At 69.4% G+C, this 17,201-nt stretch carries 13 protein-coding genes; 4 read left to right on the top strand and 9 right to left on the bottom strand.

What is annotated here, in order from left to right; translation table 11 throughout:
* Positions 1–5 precede the first annotated feature (5 nt).
* Positions 6–2,252 (top strand): malto-oligosyltrehalose synthase, encoded by a 2,247-nt coding sequence (gene treY, locus ABD714_RS01085; RefSeq protein WP_344810415.1) that lies wholly within the window; start codon positions 6–8, stop codon positions 2,250–2,252.
* A gap of 41 nt (positions 2,253–2,293) precedes the next feature.
* Here treY and ABD714_RS01080 read toward each other — a convergent pair whose 3' ends face one another.
* From ABD714_RS01080 to rpsL, 5 genes are all read right to left on the bottom strand, one after another.
* Positions 2,294–2,986 carry a GNAT family N-acetyltransferase gene (locus ABD714_RS01080; RefSeq protein WP_344810414.1) on the bottom strand — a complete coding sequence of 231 codons (693 nt, stop codon included), beginning with the start codon at positions 2,984–2,986 and terminating at the stop codon, positions 2,294–2,296.
* 181 nt (positions 2,987–3,167) lie between these two features.
* On the bottom strand, positions 3,168–4,361 hold the full coding sequence (tuf, locus tag ABD714_RS01075) for an elongation factor Tu (RefSeq protein ID WP_344810413.1): 1,194 nt from the start codon (positions 4,359–4,361) through the stop codon (positions 3,168–3,170).
* A gap of 147 nt (positions 4,362–4,508) precedes the next feature.
* On the bottom strand, positions 4,509–6,608 hold the full coding sequence (fusA, locus tag ABD714_RS01070; RefSeq protein WP_344810412.1) for an elongation factor G: 2,100 nt from the start codon (positions 6,606–6,608) through the stop codon (positions 4,509–4,511).
* 98 nt (positions 6,609–6,706) lie between these two features.
* Complete coding sequence (rpsG, locus tag ABD714_RS01065) at positions 6,707–7,177, bottom strand: 30S ribosomal protein S7 (protein ID WP_344810411.1); 471 nt, start codon at positions 7,175–7,177, stop codon at positions 6,707–6,709.
* Complete coding sequence (gene rpsL / locus ABD714_RS01060) at positions 7,177–7,548, bottom strand: 30S ribosomal protein S12 (protein ID WP_344810410.1); 372 nt, start codon at positions 7,546–7,548, stop codon at positions 7,177–7,179. The genes rpsG and rpsL overlap by 1 nt, the downstream gene beginning before the upstream one ends.
* A gap of 325 nt (positions 7,549–7,873) precedes the next feature.
* Here rpsL and ABD714_RS01055 point away from each other — a divergent pair, with 325 nt between their 5' ends.
* Positions 7,874–8,905, top strand: a complete 1,032-nt coding sequence (locus ABD714_RS01055) for an MsnO8 family LLM class oxidoreductase (protein ID WP_344810409.1) — start codon at positions 7,874–7,876, stop codon at positions 8,903–8,905.
* 101 nt (positions 8,906–9,006) lie between these two features.
* Here the strand turns inward: ABD714_RS01055 and ABD714_RS01050 are convergent, their stop codons facing one another.
* The gene (locus ABD714_RS01050) at positions 9,007–9,870 is read right to left on the bottom strand and encodes an aldo/keto reductase (protein WP_344810408.1); all 864 of its coding nucleotides are present in this window, start codon (positions 9,868–9,870) and stop codon (positions 9,007–9,009) included.
* A gap of 112 nt (positions 9,871–9,982) precedes the next feature.
* Here ABD714_RS01050 and ABD714_RS01045 point away from each other — a divergent pair, with 112 nt between their 5' ends.
* The gene (locus ABD714_RS01045; RefSeq protein ID WP_344810407.1) at positions 9,983–11,377 is read left to right on the top strand and encodes an ankyrin repeat domain-containing protein; all 1,395 of its coding nucleotides are present in this window, start codon (positions 9,983–9,985) and stop codon (positions 11,375–11,377) included.
* A gap of 1 nt (position 11,378) precedes the next feature.
* Here ABD714_RS01045 and ABD714_RS01040 read toward each other — a convergent pair whose 3' ends face one another.
* Entirely contained in the window at positions 11,379–12,035 is a 657-nt protein-coding gene (locus ABD714_RS01040; protein WP_344810406.1) for an MOSC domain-containing protein, read from the bottom strand.
* A gap of 83 nt (positions 12,036–12,118) precedes the next feature.
* Between ABD714_RS01040 and ABD714_RS01035 the strand changes: the two genes are divergently transcribed.
* On the top strand, positions 12,119–12,652 hold the full coding sequence (locus tag ABD714_RS01035; protein WP_344810405.1) for an AAA family ATPase: 534 nt from the start codon (positions 12,119–12,121) through the stop codon (positions 12,650–12,652).
* A 30-nt stretch (positions 12,653–12,682) separates the two neighbouring features.
* Here the strand turns inward: ABD714_RS01035 and ABD714_RS01030 are convergent, their stop codons facing one another.
* Positions 12,683–13,126 carry a DUF1579 domain-containing protein gene (locus tag ABD714_RS01030; RefSeq protein ID WP_344810404.1) on the bottom strand — a complete coding sequence of 148 codons (444 nt, stop codon included), beginning with the start codon at positions 13,124–13,126 and terminating at the stop codon, positions 12,683–12,685.
* Between the two features lie 177 nt (positions 13,127–13,303).
* On the bottom strand, positions 13,304–17,158 hold the full coding sequence (locus tag ABD714_RS01025; protein WP_344810403.1) for a DNA-directed RNA polymerase subunit beta': 3,855 nt from the start codon (positions 17,156–17,158) through the stop codon (positions 13,304–13,306).
* Positions 17,159–17,201 lie beyond the last annotated feature (43 nt).

The raw sequence follows: 17,201 nt of genomic DNA, 5'->3' as shown, positions 1-17,201 counted from the left end.
CGGTGGTGACACCGCCCCCCTCCACGTACCGCCTCCAGATCCGCAAGAGCTTCACCTTGGACGACGCTGCCGCCGTCGTCGGCTACCTGCGCGAGCTGGGTGTGGGTGCTGTCTACCTGTCGCCGATCCTGCAGTCCACGACCGGCTCCGACCACGGCTACGACACCACCGACCCGCTCCGCATCGACACCGACCGGGGCGGTGAGACCGGGTGGTCGGCCCTGCTGGCGGCGGCGACCGACGCCGGTCTCCAGGTCGTCGTGGACATCGTCCCCAACCACCTCGGGATCAGCGCGGCGCGGGAGAACCCGTACTGGTGGGACGTGCTCACCCACGGCCGCGAGTCCGCGTACGCCGCCTGGTTCGACATCGACTGGAGCCGTCCGATCACCGTGCCGGTGCTGGGCGACGACGCGGTGCTGAGCGTGGCGGACGGCGAGCTCGCCTACTACGAGCACCGCTTCCCCCTGGCCCCCGGGAGCTGGGCTGCCGGCGACGACCCCGACGCCGTGCACGAGCGGCAGCACTACCGCCTGGTGCACTACTCGCAGGGCGACGCGGAGCTGAGCTACCGCCGGTTCTTCACCGTCACGACCCTGGCCGGGGTCCGGCAGGAGGACCCGGCTGTCTTCGAGGCCACCCATCGTCGGGTCGCGTCCATGATCGCCGAGGGGGTGGCCGGCCTGAGGGTGGATCACCCCGACGGGTTGGTCGACCCGGGTGAGTACCAGGAACGGCTGGCCCGGCTCGCTCCGGACGCCTGGATCACCGTCGAGAAGATCCTGGAGCCGGGTGAGCGGCTGCCCGACTGGCCGGTGGCCGGGACCACCGGCTACGACGCCATGCGGGAGGTCAACGGCGTCTTCGTCGACCTGGCCGGTGAGGCGGCCGCGACGGAGCGCTACCGGCGGCTGACCGGTGACGGGCTGACCAGCACCGAGCACGTGGAGCAGGGCAAGCGGATGATCCTCGACCGGCTGCTGGTCGCCGAGGTCCGCCGGATCGCCGGGTTGGCCCCGGACGTGGCGGACGCGGACGCGGCGATCGCCGAGGTGGCGATCGCGTTCGGCGTCTACCGGTCCTACCTGCCGGACGGTGTGGCGGACCTGGACAAGGCGCTGGTGCTGGCCGAGCAGCGCCGGCCCGAGCTGGCGGCGGCCCTCGCCACGCTGTCACCCCGGTTGCACGACCCGGCCGACGAGCTGGCCCGCCGGTTCCAGCAGCTCAGCGGGGCGACGATGGCCAAGGGCACCGAGGACACCGCCTTCTACCGCTACGCGCGGTTCATCGCCCTGAACGAGGTCGGCGCCAACGCAGGCGAGTTCGGGATCGGCCTCGACGACTTCCACACGCTCCAGCAGGTCCGCCAGCAGAGACAACCACTGTCGATGACCTCGCTGTCCACCCACGACACCAAGCGCGGCGAGGACGTCCGGGCCCGGCTGGCGGTGCTCGCCGAGCTCGGGGAGGAGTGGGAGCGGTTCGCCGCCGCGGTCGTCGCACGGGCGGAGGGCTCGAACGCGGCGTTCGCCTACTTCCTGGCGCAGACCCTGGTGGGGGTCGGAGCGGTCGAGGACCGCGACCGACTGCACGCGTACGCGGAGAAGGCGATGCGGGAGGCCAGCCAGGAGACCCGGTGGACCGCTGTCGACGAGGAGTACGAGCGAGGCGTCCAGGCCCTGATCGACCTCGCGTACGACGACGCGGCCCTCCGGGACGGCTGGGATCGGCTGCTGGCGCTGGTCGAGGAGCCCGGTTGGTCCAACGCGCTCGGTCAGAAGCTGGTGCAGCTCACCATGCCGGGGGTCCCCGACGTCTACCAGGGCACCGAGCTGTGGGAGGACTCGCTGGTCGACCCCGACAACCGGCGGCCTGTCGACTTCGCCGAGCGCCGCCGGCTGCTCGCGTCCCTGACCGGCACGCCCCGGGTCGACGGCTCCGGGGCCGCGAAGCTCTGGGTCACGACCACCGCGCTGCGGTTGCGTCGCGACCGCCCCGAGCTGTTCGGCTCGTACGCACCGGTGCCGGTGACCGGCTCGGGCGCGCAGCACGCGATCGCGTACGACCGGGGTGGTGCCCTGACGGTGGCCACCCGGCTGCCGGTCGGTCTGGCTCGCGCCGGTGGGTGGGGGGACACGGTGCTCGGGCTCGAGGGCGGCTGGACCGATGTGCTCAGCGGTCACGCGTACGACGGTCCGGTCCGGCTCGCCGACCTGCTCGCCAGCCTGCCGGTTGCTCTCCTGGTCCGTTGATCCTTCTCCTGGTCCGTTGATCCAAGGCGCGGGCGCCTGAGCTAGGCGGTCAGCAGCACCGTCGTCTGGGTGCCGACCTCGCGGAAGCCCAGCCGGGCGGCCACGCGCCGGGACGCCCGGTTCTCGGTCCGCACCCGCCACTGCGGTACGAGGCCGGCGTCGAGCGCGTCGTTCGTGGCGATGCCGGCGGCGGTCAGTCCGTGGCCCTGCCGCCGGAACGGAGGCGGGGTGAGGACGCCCAGGTGGGCGACGATGCCCTGCCACTCCTCGTAGCCGGCGCCGGCAGTCGGGCGATCCAGCTCGTCCAGGGTGACCAGCGCCCGGGCCATCCCGGCCAGACCGACCTCCGTCACGTCATCCGGGGGGCAGGACGCCTCGAGGTCGACCACCGCCGCCGGGTCGTCGGTGACGACAGCCGTCTCCAGGTGGGGCCCGGGGACGTAGGTGTCGGTGAACGCCAGGTGTGCCCGGCCCAGCAGACGACCGCCGTGATCGGCGGCCGCGGTCAGCAGCGTCGTCGCCACCCCGGCGTCGTCCTGAGCGAGGGCCGGAGCGAGGCTGTGCGCCCACAGGGGTCCGATCAGCACCCGGTGGTCCCACAGCCGGACGTAGCTGATCACCGAGTCGTCCGTCCGGGTGAGCACGTCGGTCGCGGGGGTGTCGAGGGCGTCATCGGGCAGGCCCAGGATCCTCGCCCAGGCCAACCGGATGATCGCCTCGGTGTTCGGGTCCACCACCCGATCGTAGGTGCCCCACGCGTCCGAGGCCGCCGACCGCTCCCGCCCCGCCAGCGCTCGACTCCGGTCGCCGTCGGACCCGACTGACCCAGGAGCAGGCGGGCGGGGACGCGACAAGGCCCCGCACCGGTGGTGCGGGGCCCTGTCGAACGTGCTTCAGGCTGGGTGCCTGGTCAGATCACTTCAGGATCTTGGTGACCCGGCCGGCGCCGACGGTGCGACCACCCTCGCGGATGGCGAACTTCAGCTCCTCCTCCATGGCGATGGGCTGGATCAGCGACACGGACATGTCCGTGTTGTCGCCCGGCATCACCATGTCGGTGCCCTCGGGGAGGTTCACCACGCCCGTCACGTCCGTGGTCCGGAAGTAGAACTGCGGGCGGTAGTTGTTGAAGAACGGCGTGTGACGGCCGCCCTCCTCCTTGGAGAGGATGTAGACGCGAGCCTCGAACTCGGTGTGCGGGGTAGTCGTGCCCGGCTTGATCACGACCATGCCGCGCTCCACGTCCTCGCGCTTGGTGCCACGGAGCAGCAGGCCGACGTTCTCGCCCGCCTGGCCCTCGTCGAGGAGCTTGCGGAACATCTCGACGCCGGTGACCGTGGTGGTCTGCTTGGCCTCGCGGATGCCGATGATGTCGACGGTCTCGTTGACCTTGACCACGCCACGCTCGATCCGGCCCGTGATGACGGTGCCGCGTCCGGTGATGGTGAAGACGTCCTCCACCGGCATCAAGAACGGCTTGTCGATCTCGCGCACCGGCTGCGGGATGTGGCTGTCGACGGCGTTCATCAGCTCGATGATCGACTCGCCCCACTTCGCGTCGCCGTTGAGGGCCGGGAACGCAGCGACCTGCACGACGGGGATGTCGTCGCCGTCGTACTCGTACTCGCTGAGCAGCTCACGGACCTCGAGCTCGACGAGCTCCAGGATCTCCTCGTCGTCGACCATGTCGCACTTGTTCAGCGCGACGACGATCGCCGGCACACCGACCTGACGGGCCAGCAGCACGTGCTCACGGGTCTGCGGCATCGGACCGTCGGTGGCGGCGACCACGAGGATCGCACCGTCCATCTGGGCCGCACCGGTGATCATGTTCTTGATGTAGTCGGCGTGACCGGGGCAGTCGACGTGCGCGTAGTGGCGCTCCTCGGTCTGGTACTCGACGTGCGCGATCGAGATGGTGATACCTCGCTGCCGCTCCTCGGGCGCCTTGTCGATCTGATCGAAGGCCGAGGCCTCGTTCAGGTCCGGGTACTTGTCGTGCAGCACCTTGGTGATCGCCGCGGTCAGCGTGGTCTTGCCGTGGTCGATGTGCCCGATGGTGCCGATGTTGACGTGCGGCTTAGTCCGCTGGAACTTGGCCTTGGCCACTGAGGCTCCTTCTAGCTTGTTCGCCACGCTGTTGTGCGGGGCGCTTCTTGGGTTGTGTACGGTGTCGGCCGGATTTGGTCCGGCCTAAGTGTTTCCGACGAACCGTTCTAGGTCAAACGGTTCATCGAGGTCCTCACGGACCCGCGATCACTCGCCGCGGGCCTTCTGGATGATCTCTTCGGCGATGCTCTTCGGCGTCTCGGCGTAGGAGTCGAACTCCATCGAGTAGTTCGCCTGACCCGACGTCTTGGAGCGCAGGTCGCCGACGTAGCCGAACATCTCCGACAGCGGCACCAGGGCGTCGATCACCTTGTTGCCGTGCAGGTCGTTCATCGCCTGGATGTGTCCCCGACGACCGTTCAGGTCGCCGATGACCGTGCCCATGTAGTCCTCCGGGGTGGTCACCTCGACCGCCATCACCGGCTCCAGCAGAGCGGGGTCGGCACGACGGGCGGCCTCCTTGAAGACCATCGAGCCGGCGATCCGGAAGGCCAGCTCGGAGGAGTCGACGTCGTGGTACGCGCCGTCCACCAGGGTCACCTTGATGTCCTCGACCGGGTAACCGGCCAGCACGCCGAACTGCATGGCGTCCTGGATGCCCTCGTCCACCGCGGGGATGTACTCCTTGGGGATGCGGCCACCGGTGACGCCGTTGACGAACTCGTAGCCGGTGCCCGCCTCCTGCGGCTCCAGCTTGATGATCACGCGGGCGTACTGACCCGAGCCACCGGACTGCTTCTTGTGGGTGTACTCGACCTTCTCCACGGGCTTGCGGAGGGTCTCGCGGTACGCCACCTGCGGCTTGCCGATGTTGGCCTCGACCCGGAACTCGCGCTTCATCCGGTCGATCAGGACCTCCAGGTGGAGCTCGCCCATGCCGGCGATGATCGTCTGGCCGGTCTCCTCGTCGGTGTGGACCCGGAACGTGGGGTCCTCCTCGGCGAGGCGCTGGATGGCGACACCCAGCTTCTCCTGGTCGGACTTCGTCTTCGGCTCGATGGCCTGCTCGATGACCGGGGCCGGGAAGTCCATCGACTCCAGCACGACCGGGTTGGCCTGGTCGGACAGGGTCTCCCCGGTGGTGGTGTCCTTCAGACCCATCACGGCGACGATCTGACCGGCACCGACGCTGGCGATCTCCTCACGCTTGTTGGCGTGCATCTGGTAGATCTTCCCGATCCGCTCCTTGCGGCCCTTGGTGCTGTTCAGCACCGTGGAGCCGGCCTCGAGCTTGCCCGAGTAGAGCCGGATGTAGGTCAACCGACCCAGGTGGGGATCGGCGGCGATCTTGAAGGCCAGCGCGGAGAACGGGTCGCTGGAGTCCGGGTGACGCTCGACCTTGACGGACTCGTCACCGGGCTTGAAGCCGTCGATGGCGGGCACGTCGACCGGGGACGGCAGGTAGGCGATGACCGCGTCCAGCAGCGGCTGCACACCCTTGTTCTTGAAGGCGCTGCCACAGAGCACGGCGGTGATCTTGCTCGACAGGACGGCCTGGCGGATGGCCGCGACCAGCTGGTCGGGCTTCACGGAGTCCTCGTCGGTGAGGTAGGTCTCCATCAGCTCGTCGTCGTAGTCGGCGACCAGCTCGACCAGCTCGTGGTGGGCCGCCTGGGCCTGCTCGAGCATGTCGGCGGGGATCTCCTCGACGGCGTAGTCGTCGCCGATCGTGGTCTCACCGCGCCAGGTCAGCGCACGCATGTTGACCAGGTCCACGACACCGATGAAGCCGCCCTCGGAACCGATCGGCAGCTGCAGCACCGCCGGCACCGCGTTCAGCCGGTTCTTGATCGTCGACACGCAGAAGTCGAAGCTCGCGCCGGTCCGGTCCAGCTTGTTGACGAAGCAGATCCGCGGCACCTTGTACCGGTCGGCCTGACGCCACACCGTCTGGGACTGGGGCTCGACACCGGCCACACCGTCGAACACCGCGACCGCGCCGTCGAGGACGCGGAGCGAGCGCTCCACCTCGACGGTGAAGTCGACGTGACCGGGGGTGTCGATGATGTTGATCTGGTGGTCTTTCCAGTGACAGGTCGTCGCGGCGGACGTGATCGTGATGCCGCGCTCCTGCTCCTGCTCCATCCAGTCCATCGTGGCCGCACCCTCGTGGACTTCACCGATCTTGTAGTTGATACCGGTGTAGAAGAGGATGCGCTCGGTGGTGGTGGTCTTGCCCGCGTCGATGTGGGCCATGATCCCGATGTTGCGGACGTGGGTCAGGTCGGTCTTGATGTCGACAGCCATGGTGCGGCTTCAACCTCTCCTTGGATCTGAGCGGTGGCTCGATGCCGGATGGATCCGAGCCGGGTGAGCTGGTGCAGCCACCCGGCGTCCGGATGTCGTTACCAGCGGTAGTGGGCGAAGGCCTTGTTGGCTTCGGCCATCTTGTGGGTGTCCTCGCGACGCTTCACCGCGGCCCCCAGGCCGTTCGACGCGTCGAGGATCTCGTTCATCAGGCGCTCGGACATGGTCTTCTCACGCCGCAGCCGCGCGAAGTGGACCAACCAACGCATCGACAAGGTGGTGGCGCGAGCCGGCTTCACCTCGATCGGCACCTGGTAGGTGGCACCACCCACGCGGCGGCTCTTCACCTCCAGGGCGGGCTTGACGTTGTCGAGTGCCCGCTTGAGGGTCTGCACCGGATCGATACCGGTCTTGGTGCGGGTGCCCTCCATGGCGGTGTAGACGATGCCCTGGGCGATGGTCTTCTTGCCGTCGAGCAGGATCTTGCTCACGAGCTGGCTGACCAGCGGCGACCCGTAGACGGGGTCGACCATCACCGGGCGCTTCGGCGCGGGGCCCTTGCGAGGCATTACTTCTCCTTCTTGGCGCCGTAGCGGCTACGGGCCTGCTTGCGGTTCTTGACACCCTGGGTGTCGAGCGAGCCGCGGATGATCTTGTAACGAACACCCGGCAGGTCCTTCACGCGGCCGCCGCGGACGAGCACCATCGAGTGCTCCTGCAGGTTGTGGCCGACGCCGGGGATGTACGCAGTGACCTCGACGGAGGACGACAGGCGAACACGGGCGACCTTGCGCAACGCCGAGTTGGGCTTCTTCGGCGTCGTCGTGTACACCCGGGTGCACACGCCGCGGCGCTGGGGCGAACCCTTGAGCGCGGGCGTCTTGTTCTTGCTCACCTTGTCGGTGCGGCCCTTGCGGACCAGCTGCTGAATCGTGGGCACCGCTTACTGTCTCTTTCTGCTGCGTGGATGGGGTCGTGAACCGGCGTGCTACCGCAGGTCCACAGTGCGACACCACCGCAGAGCCCGAGTGAACGGGTCGACATGGGGGCACGCACCAGAGCCGGGCAAGCCCGGACACAAGCGCCTAGGTTATCTCGTCGGACGCATAGGGTCAAAAGCGGCGAGATGTCCCGCGCACAGTGAATGAGCCTACCCGTTCGGCCAAGGGTGGTCGGGTTCGCGGGCTCCCCGAGCGGGGCTCACCACCGACCAGGACGACCCTCGGGGTGCGGAATGGGGCGGGCGCCGTCCGGGTTGAGTGGAGGTGACCCGACTCTCCGTCCTGGACCTCGTCCCCGTCCGCACCGACCAGACCACGGCCGACGCCATCGCCGCCTCGGTCGCGCTGGCCCGGACCGCCGACGACCTCGGCTTCACCCGCTACTGGGTGGCCGAGCACCACAACATGCCGGCCGTGGCGGCCACCAACCCGCCCGTCCTGGTCGCGGTGCTGGCGGCCGCCACCGCGCGGATCCGCCTCGGCTCCGGCGGGGTGATGCTGCCCAACCACGCTCCGTTGGTGATCGCTGAGCAGTTCGCTCTGCTCGAGGCGGCCTACCCGGACCGGATCGACCTCGGCGTCGGCCGGGCTCCCGGTTCGGACCCGGTGACCAGCCACCTGCTCCGCGCCGGTCGCCAGGACCAGGTCGACACGTTCGCCGACGACCTGACCGCCCTCTCGCTGATGATGCGGCCCGAGGGCGTCCAGCTCTCGCTCGGTGGGCGGTCCTATCCGCTCGCCGCCACGCCGGCCGCGCGCACCGCCCCCCGGGTCTGGCTGCTCGGCTCGTCGATGTACTCCGCCGACCTGGCCGCCGCTCAGGGCCTGCCGTACGTGTTCGCCCACCACTTCGGCGGTGAGCAGACCCTGGCCGCCCTGCAGCGCTACCAGTCGCAGTTCCAGCCGTCGCCCGAGACACCCGAGCCGACCACCATCGCCGTGGTCAACGCGGCGGTCGCGGCCACCCAGGAGGAGGCCGACCGCCTCACCCTGGGCCAACGGCGCTCGATGTGGCGCCTCCGCAGCGGCCAGACCCTGGCCCCGCAGGAGCTGGTCGAGGAGGCCGAGGCGGATCCGCTGCCCGCGGCGGCTCAGCAGGCGGCCGACGACTTCGCCCGTAGCTGGTTCGTGGGCACGCCCGAGTCGGTGGCCGCCGGGGTCACCGCCCTGGCCGCCGAGTTCGGCACCGACGAGGTGATGGTCTCCCCCATCGCCGGCGCCTACCGGGGCACCCCCGCTGACGCCAGCCCGGCCCGCGAGGAGACGCTGCGCCTGCTCGCCAAGGAACTGGTGTGAGCCTCAGACACAGAGCTGCTCGGGTTTGTCGGCTTCGCTCGGTCTAGAGATCGAGCAGAGCCGACAAACCCGAGCAAGCCGGGTTCCCGGGGCTGGACGAGTTACCGCGCGCTGGTGATCTCGGCGTACGTCGCGTCGTCCAGCTCGAGCTCGGCCGCGGCCAGGTTCTCCTCCAGGTGCGCGATCGAGCCGGTGCCCGGGATCGGGAGCATGGCCGGCGAGCGGCGCAGCAGCCAGGCCAGCGCCACCTGGCCCGGGGTCGCACCCAGTCGGGTGGCGGCCTCGTGCACTGGACCGCCGGGGGCGGCCAGCTCGCCGGCGGCGATCGGCGCCCAGGGGATGAACCCGATCCCGTTCTGGGTGCAGTGGTCCAGCACGTCCTCCGACGAGCCGTCGGTCAGGTTGTAGCGGTTCTGCACGGTGGCCACGGTGAAGTGCCGCCCGGCTTCCTCGATGTCGGCCACGGTCACGTTCGACAGCCCCAGCGCTGCCACCTTCCCTTCGGTCTGCAGCTCGGCCAGCACTCCGTACGACTCGGCGGCCGGCACCTGCGGGTCGAGCCGGTGCAGCTGGAGCAGGTCCAGCCGCTCGGTCCGCAGCTTGCGCAGCGCCAGCTCGGCCTGCTGACGCAGGTACTCCGGGCGGCCGACCGGCCGCCAGATGCCGGGTCCCGGACGGACGAGCCCCACCTTCGTGGCGATCCGCAGACCAGGCGCGTACGGGTGGAGCGCCTCGGCGAGGATCTCCTCGGAGACGTTGGGACCATAGGAGTCGGCGGTGTCGATGAGGTCCACCCCGAGCTCGACGGCACGTCGGGCGACCCGCACGGCCAGGGTCCGGTCGGCCGGCTCTCCCCAGATGCCTGGGCCGGTGAGGCGCATGGCGCCGAACCCGAGGCGGTGGACAGGACCGAGGTCACGGATTTCGAACGTGCCGCTCTGCTGAACCGGAGTCGTTGATGTCATGACGGCGACAACCGGGCCTCCGGGGCGGCTATTCCGGTCCACCGCTGCCCTGGTTCTCCAAGGTCGACGGCGACGATGACCCGCCGCCGGGCAAATCGTATACAATCTTCGCGTGCGCCGTTCCCGTTTCGTGCTCGTCGCTGCCGTGACCGCGGTGGCACTGGCCGCCACGGCCTGCGGTCGGGTCGGACCGGCGCCCGGCGCGGTCGAGCCGACACCGGCCACCGCACCGTCCGCCGCGCACGTCCCCACCCCGCCGCTGTCGGCCACCCCGGCGCCGAGGGCGACCGCCCGTTCCACGACCCCGAGGACGACGATGAGCCGGTCCGACGCGACCCGCGCCCTCTTCGCGGCGGCCGCCGACGGTGACGCCTCGGCCGCCCGCGAGGCACTGCGCAACCGGGCTGACCTGAGAGCCCGCGACGAACAGGGTCGGACGCCCCTGGTCGTCGCCACCAAGGCGCAGCGGACCGAGGTGGCGGTGCTGCTCTTGGACGCCGGTGCCGATCCCGACACCAAGGACGACCTGCAGGACTCGGCCTTCCTCTACGCCGGAGCCGAGGGCTACGACGAGATCCTGCGGGCCACCCTGCGCCACGGGGCGGACGTGACGAGCACGAACCGTTTCGGCGGCACCGCCCTGATCCCGGCCAGCGAGCACGGCCACACCGAGACCGTACGGATCTTGATCAACGCCGGCGTGCCGGTGGACCACGTGAACGAGCTCGGCTGGACCGCGATGCTGGAGGCGATCGTGCTCAACGACGGTTCGGCCGACCAGGTGGACGTGGTGCGGCAGCTGATCGGGGCGGGGGCGGACACCTCGATCCGCGACCAGAACGGCCGCACACCGCGATCACTGGCCGCCGCCAAGGGCTACGACGAGATCGTCGACCTGATCGACGACGCGGACGAGATCCGGGACCGCGGTCAGCGCATGATCACCGCCGCCCGAGCCGGCGACGCCGACCGGGTCGAGAAGCTGCTCGACCAGCGCGCGTCGATCGCCGCGCGTGACGACACGAAGGCGACCGCTCTGGTCGCGGCGGCGTACGGGAACCACCTGGAGGTCGCGGAGCTGCTGCTGAAGGCCGGCGCCGACCCGAACGCCAAGGACGAGACGGTCCAGAGCGCCTACCTGATCGCCACCAGTGAGGTCGGCGACGACCCGCGTCTGCTCCGGCTGACCCTGCGTCACGGGGCCGACGTCCACAGCCTGGACAGCTGGAAGGGCACCGGACTCATCCGGGCCGCCGACCGCGGCCACGACCGGATCGTCGGCGTGCTGCTGGGGACCGACGTCGCCGTCGACCACGTCAACCGGATCGGGTACACCGCCCTGCACGAGGCCGTGATCTTGGGCGACGGCGGGCCGTCGCACCAGCGGACGGTCGCGGCCCTGGTGGCCGGCGGAGTCGACCAGACCACCAAGGATCCGAACGGGGACACGGCTCTGGACGTGGCCAGAGCCCGCGGCTACACCAAGATCATCGAGCTGCTGAGCTGACTCAGCGGCGGGCCACCGCGATCTCGGCCTGGGTCTCGGGATCGAGGTCGTCACCCGCCGCCAGCAGACTCCCCAGCAGGTCCCGCTCGGTGGTGAACGCCCGGAACATCAGGCTGACCGTCACCTCGTGGTCGGGACGGTGCAGGACCCGGATGTCGTCGCCGCTGCGGATGGTGCCCGGCGTGACCACCGACAGGTAGGCGCCCGGCCGGGCATCGGCGGTGAACGTCTTCAGCCACCCCCGCTCCCCCACCCACCCACGGAAGGTGGAGCACGGGATCCGGGCCGAGGTCACCTGGAGCACCACCCCGGCGCCGACCTGCCAGCGTTCGCCGATCCGGGCCTCGTTGACGTCCAGGCCCACAGTGGTCAGGTTCTCACCGAAGAACCCGTTCCCCAGCTCGCGGCCGAGCCGGGCCGCCCACCGGTCCAGATCCTCCCGCTGGAAGGCGTAGACCGCCTGGCCGTCTCCACCGTGGTGTTTGACGTCACCGATGAAGTCGCCGACGAGTCCACTACCGAGACCGCCACGTTTGGGGCCGGGGGCCCGGACCTCCACCGGCCCGTTCTGCGGCAGCTTCCCGATGCCGGTGGCCTTGGTCTCCTTGTACGGGTTGGGTTGCGGACGGCCGACGTTCACCGACAGGAGCAGGGGCACCGCGTGAGCCTAGTGGGTGGGATCCGCCGCCGCGAGCGGAAAAGCAGCGGCCCCACCGGCCCGCGTACGGCAGGATCGGGAGCGTGCCGCAACGGGGACGGGTGATCGTGATCACCGGGGCGATGGCCGCCGGCAAGTCGACGGTGGCCGAGCTGCTGGCGCACCGGCTGGAGCGGTCGGTGCACATCCGCGGCGACGTCTTCCGCCGGATGGTGGTGAACGGGCGGGTGGAGATGACTCCCGACGCCGCCCCGGAGGCCATGGCCCAGCTGCACCTGCGCTACGCCCTGGCCGCCCGCACCGCCGACGCGTACGCCCAGGCAGGCTTCGACGCGATCCTGCAGGACGTCATCATCGGCCCGGAGCTGGCCGGTTTCGTGGACCTCATCGCGACCCCGGAGCGGCACCTGGTCGTGCTGTCCCCCAGTGTCAGCGCCCTCGAGTGGCGGGAGCGGCAGCGGGACAAGACCGGCTACCGGCACTTCTCCCCCGGAGCGCTCGACGAGGTGCTGCGTCGCGAGACCGCGCAGATCGGCTACTGGCTGGACTCCTCGGCCCAGACCCCCGACGAGACAGTGGACGACATCCTGGCCCACCTGGACCGCGCCCGGGTCTGACCGTCCTGCCCCCGAGCCGTCGGAGTGGTCTCAGTGACCGCTGAGGGCCCCGTAGCGGCCGCGGAGGAACGGCTGCGGGCCCGAGTCGCCCAGGGTGACGTCGATGGCGTAGGTCAGCACGTCGCCGTCCAGACCGAAGCGGTGCTCGGCCCGCCCGCGCGGGGTCGTCTTGCTCAGCACCAGCTCGCCGTCGCACCAGCCACCGGTGGCCGGCTCGGGAGGTAACGCGTAGCTGTCGAACAGCCACCAGGACACCCCCGCGGCAGGATCGACCAGGAAGACGCCGTGGGCCAGGAACTCCGACCCGTCGTCGCGCACCTGCCGGTAGTCGTTGACCACCGCCGCGCCGCCGATCTCGGCCCGGAAGGTCAACGCCGCCCGCGCGGTCCCGGCCCCACTCCAGGGCGAGGCGGACAGCTCCTCCAGCCCCTGCCAGTGGCCGAACAGCGGCGCGAACACCTCGAGGACTCCCACGGCCTCCACGCTAGCCCGCCCAGCCGCCGAAGGATCTTTTGCACCGAAATCCACACTCCACGTGGATAGCGGTGCAAAAGTCGGAGGATTGAGGGGCCTGGGAACGACGGAGCGGCCGGGACCCGAAGGTCCCGACCGCTCCGGCGATCACGCGATCAGACTGCGCTCAGTGCGAGCTCAGCGGTAGTCGCCGAGGTCGAACTCCTCCAGCGGCACGGCCGCACCGGAGCCGCTGCCGAAGTCGTAGTCGAACTGGTCGTAACCGACCATCGAGTACGCCTGCGCCCGCGCTTCCGCGGTCGGCTCGACCCGGATGTTGCGGTACCGCTCCAGACCGGTGCCGGCTGGGATCAGCTTGCCCAGGATGACGTTCTCCTTCAGACCCCGCAGGCTGTCGGACTTGCCGTGGATGGCCGCGTCCGTCAGCACCTTGGTGGTCTCCTGGAACGACGCCGCGGACAGCCACGACTCGGTGGCCAGCGACGCCTTGGTGATGCCCATCAGCACCGGACGACCCGAGGCGGGGGTGCCGCCCTCGGCGACGACCTGGCGGTTGGCTGCCTCGTACGACAGCCGGTCGACCAGGTCACCGGCGAGCAGGTTGGAGTCGCCCGACTCGATCACCGTCACCCGACGCAGCATCTGCCGGATGATGATCTCGATGTGCTTGTCGTGGATCGGCGCACCCTGGGTCCGGTAGACCGCCTGCACCTCTTCCACCAGGTGCTCCTGCACCCGACGGACACCGAGCACCCGCAGGACGTCCTGCGGATCCGGGGTGCCGGCCGTGAGCTGCTGACCGGCCACGACGCGATCGCCGTCCTCGACCAGCAGACGCGCGCGGCGGCTGACGGTGAACTCCGCCGGCTCCGAGCCGTCGTCCGGCGTGACGATGATCTTCTTCAGCCGGTCCGAGTCCTCGAGCGCGACCCGACCCGCGGCCTCCGAGATCGGCGCCTTGCCCTTGGGCTGACGCGCCTCGAACAGCTCCTGCACACGCGGCAGACCCTGCGTGATGTCGTCACCGGCCACACCACCGGTGTGGAAGGTCCGCATCGTCAGCTGGGTGCCGGGCTCACCGATCGACTGGGCTGCGACGATGCCGACGGCCTCGCCGACGTCGACCAGCTTGCCGGTGGCCAGCGAACGGCCGTAGCACATGGCGCAGGTGCCGGTCACCGCCTCGCAGGTGAGCACGCTGCGCACCTTCACCTGACGGACGCCGGCCGCGGCCAGCACGCCGATGTTGACGTCACCGAGATCGACCCCGGCGGCGAGCAGGACCTCACCGTCGGCCCCGACGACGTCGGTGGCCAGCGTGCGGGCGTAGACGGCGGTCTCGACCCAGTCGTGCAGGGTCAGACCGCCGTCCTCACCCTCGGCGATGATCTTGGTCAGGCCACGCTCGGTGCCGCAGTCCTCCTCGCGGATGATCACGTCCTGGGCCACGTCGACGAGTCGACGGGTCAGGTAGCCCGAGTCGGCGGTCCGCAGCGCGGTGTCGGCCTGGCCCTTACGACCACCGTGGGTGGAGATGAAGTACTCCAGCACCGACAGACCCTCGCGGAAGTTCGACTTGATCGGCCGCGCGATGATCTCGCCCTTCGGGTTCACCACCAGGCCTCGCATGGCGGCGATCTGGCGCATCTGCACCATGTTCCCGCGGGCACCGGAGTGGACCATCATGTAGATCGGGTTGTTCTTGGAGAAGTTGGCCTCCATCGCCGCCCCGAGCCGGCTGGTCGCGTCGGTCCAGATCTCGATGAGCTCCTGGCGACGCTCGTCCTCGGTGATCAGACCCCGCTCGTACTGCTTGTCGATCTTGGCGGCCCGGTCCTCGTAGACGCTGAGGATCTCCGCCTTGTTCGCCGGCGTGCTGACGTCGCCGATGGAGACGGTCACGCCGGAGCGGGTGGCCCAGTGGAAGCCCAGGTCCTTCAGGGCGTCCAGGGTGTGGGCCACGTCGACCTTGGGGTAGCGCTCGGCCAGGTCGTTGACGATCTGACCCAGCTGCTTCTTGCCCACCTCGTAGTCGGCGTACGGGTAGTCGGCCGGCAGCGCCTCGTTGAACAGGGCGCGACCCAGCGTGGTCTCGAGCAGGATGGTCCCGTTCGGGTTCAGCTCGAAACCGGCCGGCGGCACGATGTCGGTCAGCCGCAGCTTGATCCTGGCCTGCGGGCTCAGCTCGCCGCGGTCGAAGGCCATCAGGGCCTCCGCCACCGAGCCGAACAGCCGACCCTCACCTGCGGTGTCGTCGTTCTGCATCGTCAGGTAGTACATCCCGATGATCATGTCCTGGGTGGGCATGGTCACCGGCCGGCCGTCGGCCGGCTTGAGGATGTTGTTCGTCGACAGCATCAGGATCCGGGCCTCGGCCTGCGCCTCCGCGCTCAGCGGCAGGTGCACGGCCATCTGGTCACCGTCGAAGTCCGCGTTGAACGCGGTGCAGACGAGCGGGTGGATCTGGATGGCCTTGCCCTCGATGAGCTGCGGCTCGAACGCCTGGATGCCCAACCGGTGCAGGGTCGGTGCGCGGTTCAGCAGCACCGGGTGCTCGGCGATGACCTCTTCGAGCACGTCCCAGACGACCGGGCGCTGGCGCTCGACCATCCGCTTGGCGGACTTGATGTTCTGCGCGTGGTTGAGGTCGTCCAGCCGCTTCATCACGAACGGCTTGAACAGCTCCAGCGCCATCGCCTTGGGCAGACCGCACTGGTGCAGCTTGAGCTGCGGGCCGACCACGATGACGGAACGGCCGGAGTAGTCGACGCGCTTGCCCAGCAGGTTCTGCCGGAAGCGGCCCTGCTTGCCCTTCAACATGTCCGAGATCGACTTCAGCGGACGGTTGCCCGGACCGGTGACCGGTCGGCCGCGACGGCCGTTGTCGAACAGCGAGTCGACGGCCTCCTGCAGCATCCGCTTCTCGTTGTTCACGATGATCTCGGGCGCGCCGAGGTCGAGCAGCCGCTTCAGCCGGTTGTTCCGGTTGATCACGCGACGGTAGAGGTCGTTCAGGTCCGACGTCGCGAACCGGCCACCGTCGAGCTGCACCATCGGGCGCAGGTCCGGCGGGATCACCGGGACGCACTCCAGCACCATGCCGGACGGGCTGTTCTTCGTGGTCAGGAAGGCGGAGACGACCTTGAGCCGCTTCAGGGCGCGGGTCTTGCGCTGGCCCTTGCCGGTCTGGATGGTCTCCTTCAGCGAGATGGCCTCGGCCTCCAGGTCGAAGGACTCCAGCCGCTTCTTGATCGCGTCGGCGCCCATCGAGCCGGCGAAGTACTTGCCGAACCGGTTCTTCATCTCCCGGTAGAGCACCTCGTCGCCCTCGAGGTCCTGGACCTTGAGGTTCTTGAAGCGGTTCCAGACCGCGTCGAGCCGGTCGAGCTCCCGCTGGGCGCGGTCGCGCAGCTGCTTCGCCTCGCGCTCGGCACCCTCGCGGACCTTGCGCTTGGCGTCGGCCTTGGCACCCTCGGCCTCCAGGGCCGCGGTGTCCTCTTCCAGCTTCTTCATCCGGGTCTCGATGTCGGAGTCCCGACGACCCTCGAGCTGCTTGCGCTCGACGTCGATCTTGGCCTCGAGCGAGGACAGGTCGCGGTGACGCGACTCGTCGTCCACGGAGGTGATCATGTACGCCGCGAAGTAGATGACCTTCTCGAGGTCCTTCGGCGCGATGTCCAGCAGGTAGCCGAGCCGGCTCGGGACACCCTTGAAGTACCAGATGTGGGTGACCGGGGCGGCCAGCTCGATGTGCCCCATCCGCTCGCGGCGGACCTTGGAGCGGGTGACCTCGACGCCACAGCGCTCGCAGATGATGCCCTTGAAGCGCACGCGCTTGTACTTGCCGCAGTAGCACTCCCAGTCCCGGGTGGGACCGAAGATCTTCTCGCAGAACAGACCGTCGCGCTCGGGCTTGAGCGTGCGGTAGTTGATGGTCTCCGGCTTCTTGACCTCACCGTGTGACCACTGACGGATCTCATCTGCCGTCGCCAGGCCGATGCGGATCTCGTCGAAGAAGTTCACGTCGAGCACTTGTTGTCTCTTCTCTTTAGTAACTCGTTTGTTGCCTGTGATG

Origin of the sequence: Microlunatus aurantiacus (genome assembly GCF_039536605.1) — a bacterium.
In the GTDB taxonomy this organism is placed as follows: domain Bacteria; phylum Actinomycetota; class Actinomycetes; order Propionibacteriales; family Propionibacteriaceae; genus Microlunatus; species Microlunatus aurantiacus.
Note: the sequence above shows the minus strand (reverse complement) of the source record. Positions and strands in the feature narration are given on the sequence as shown.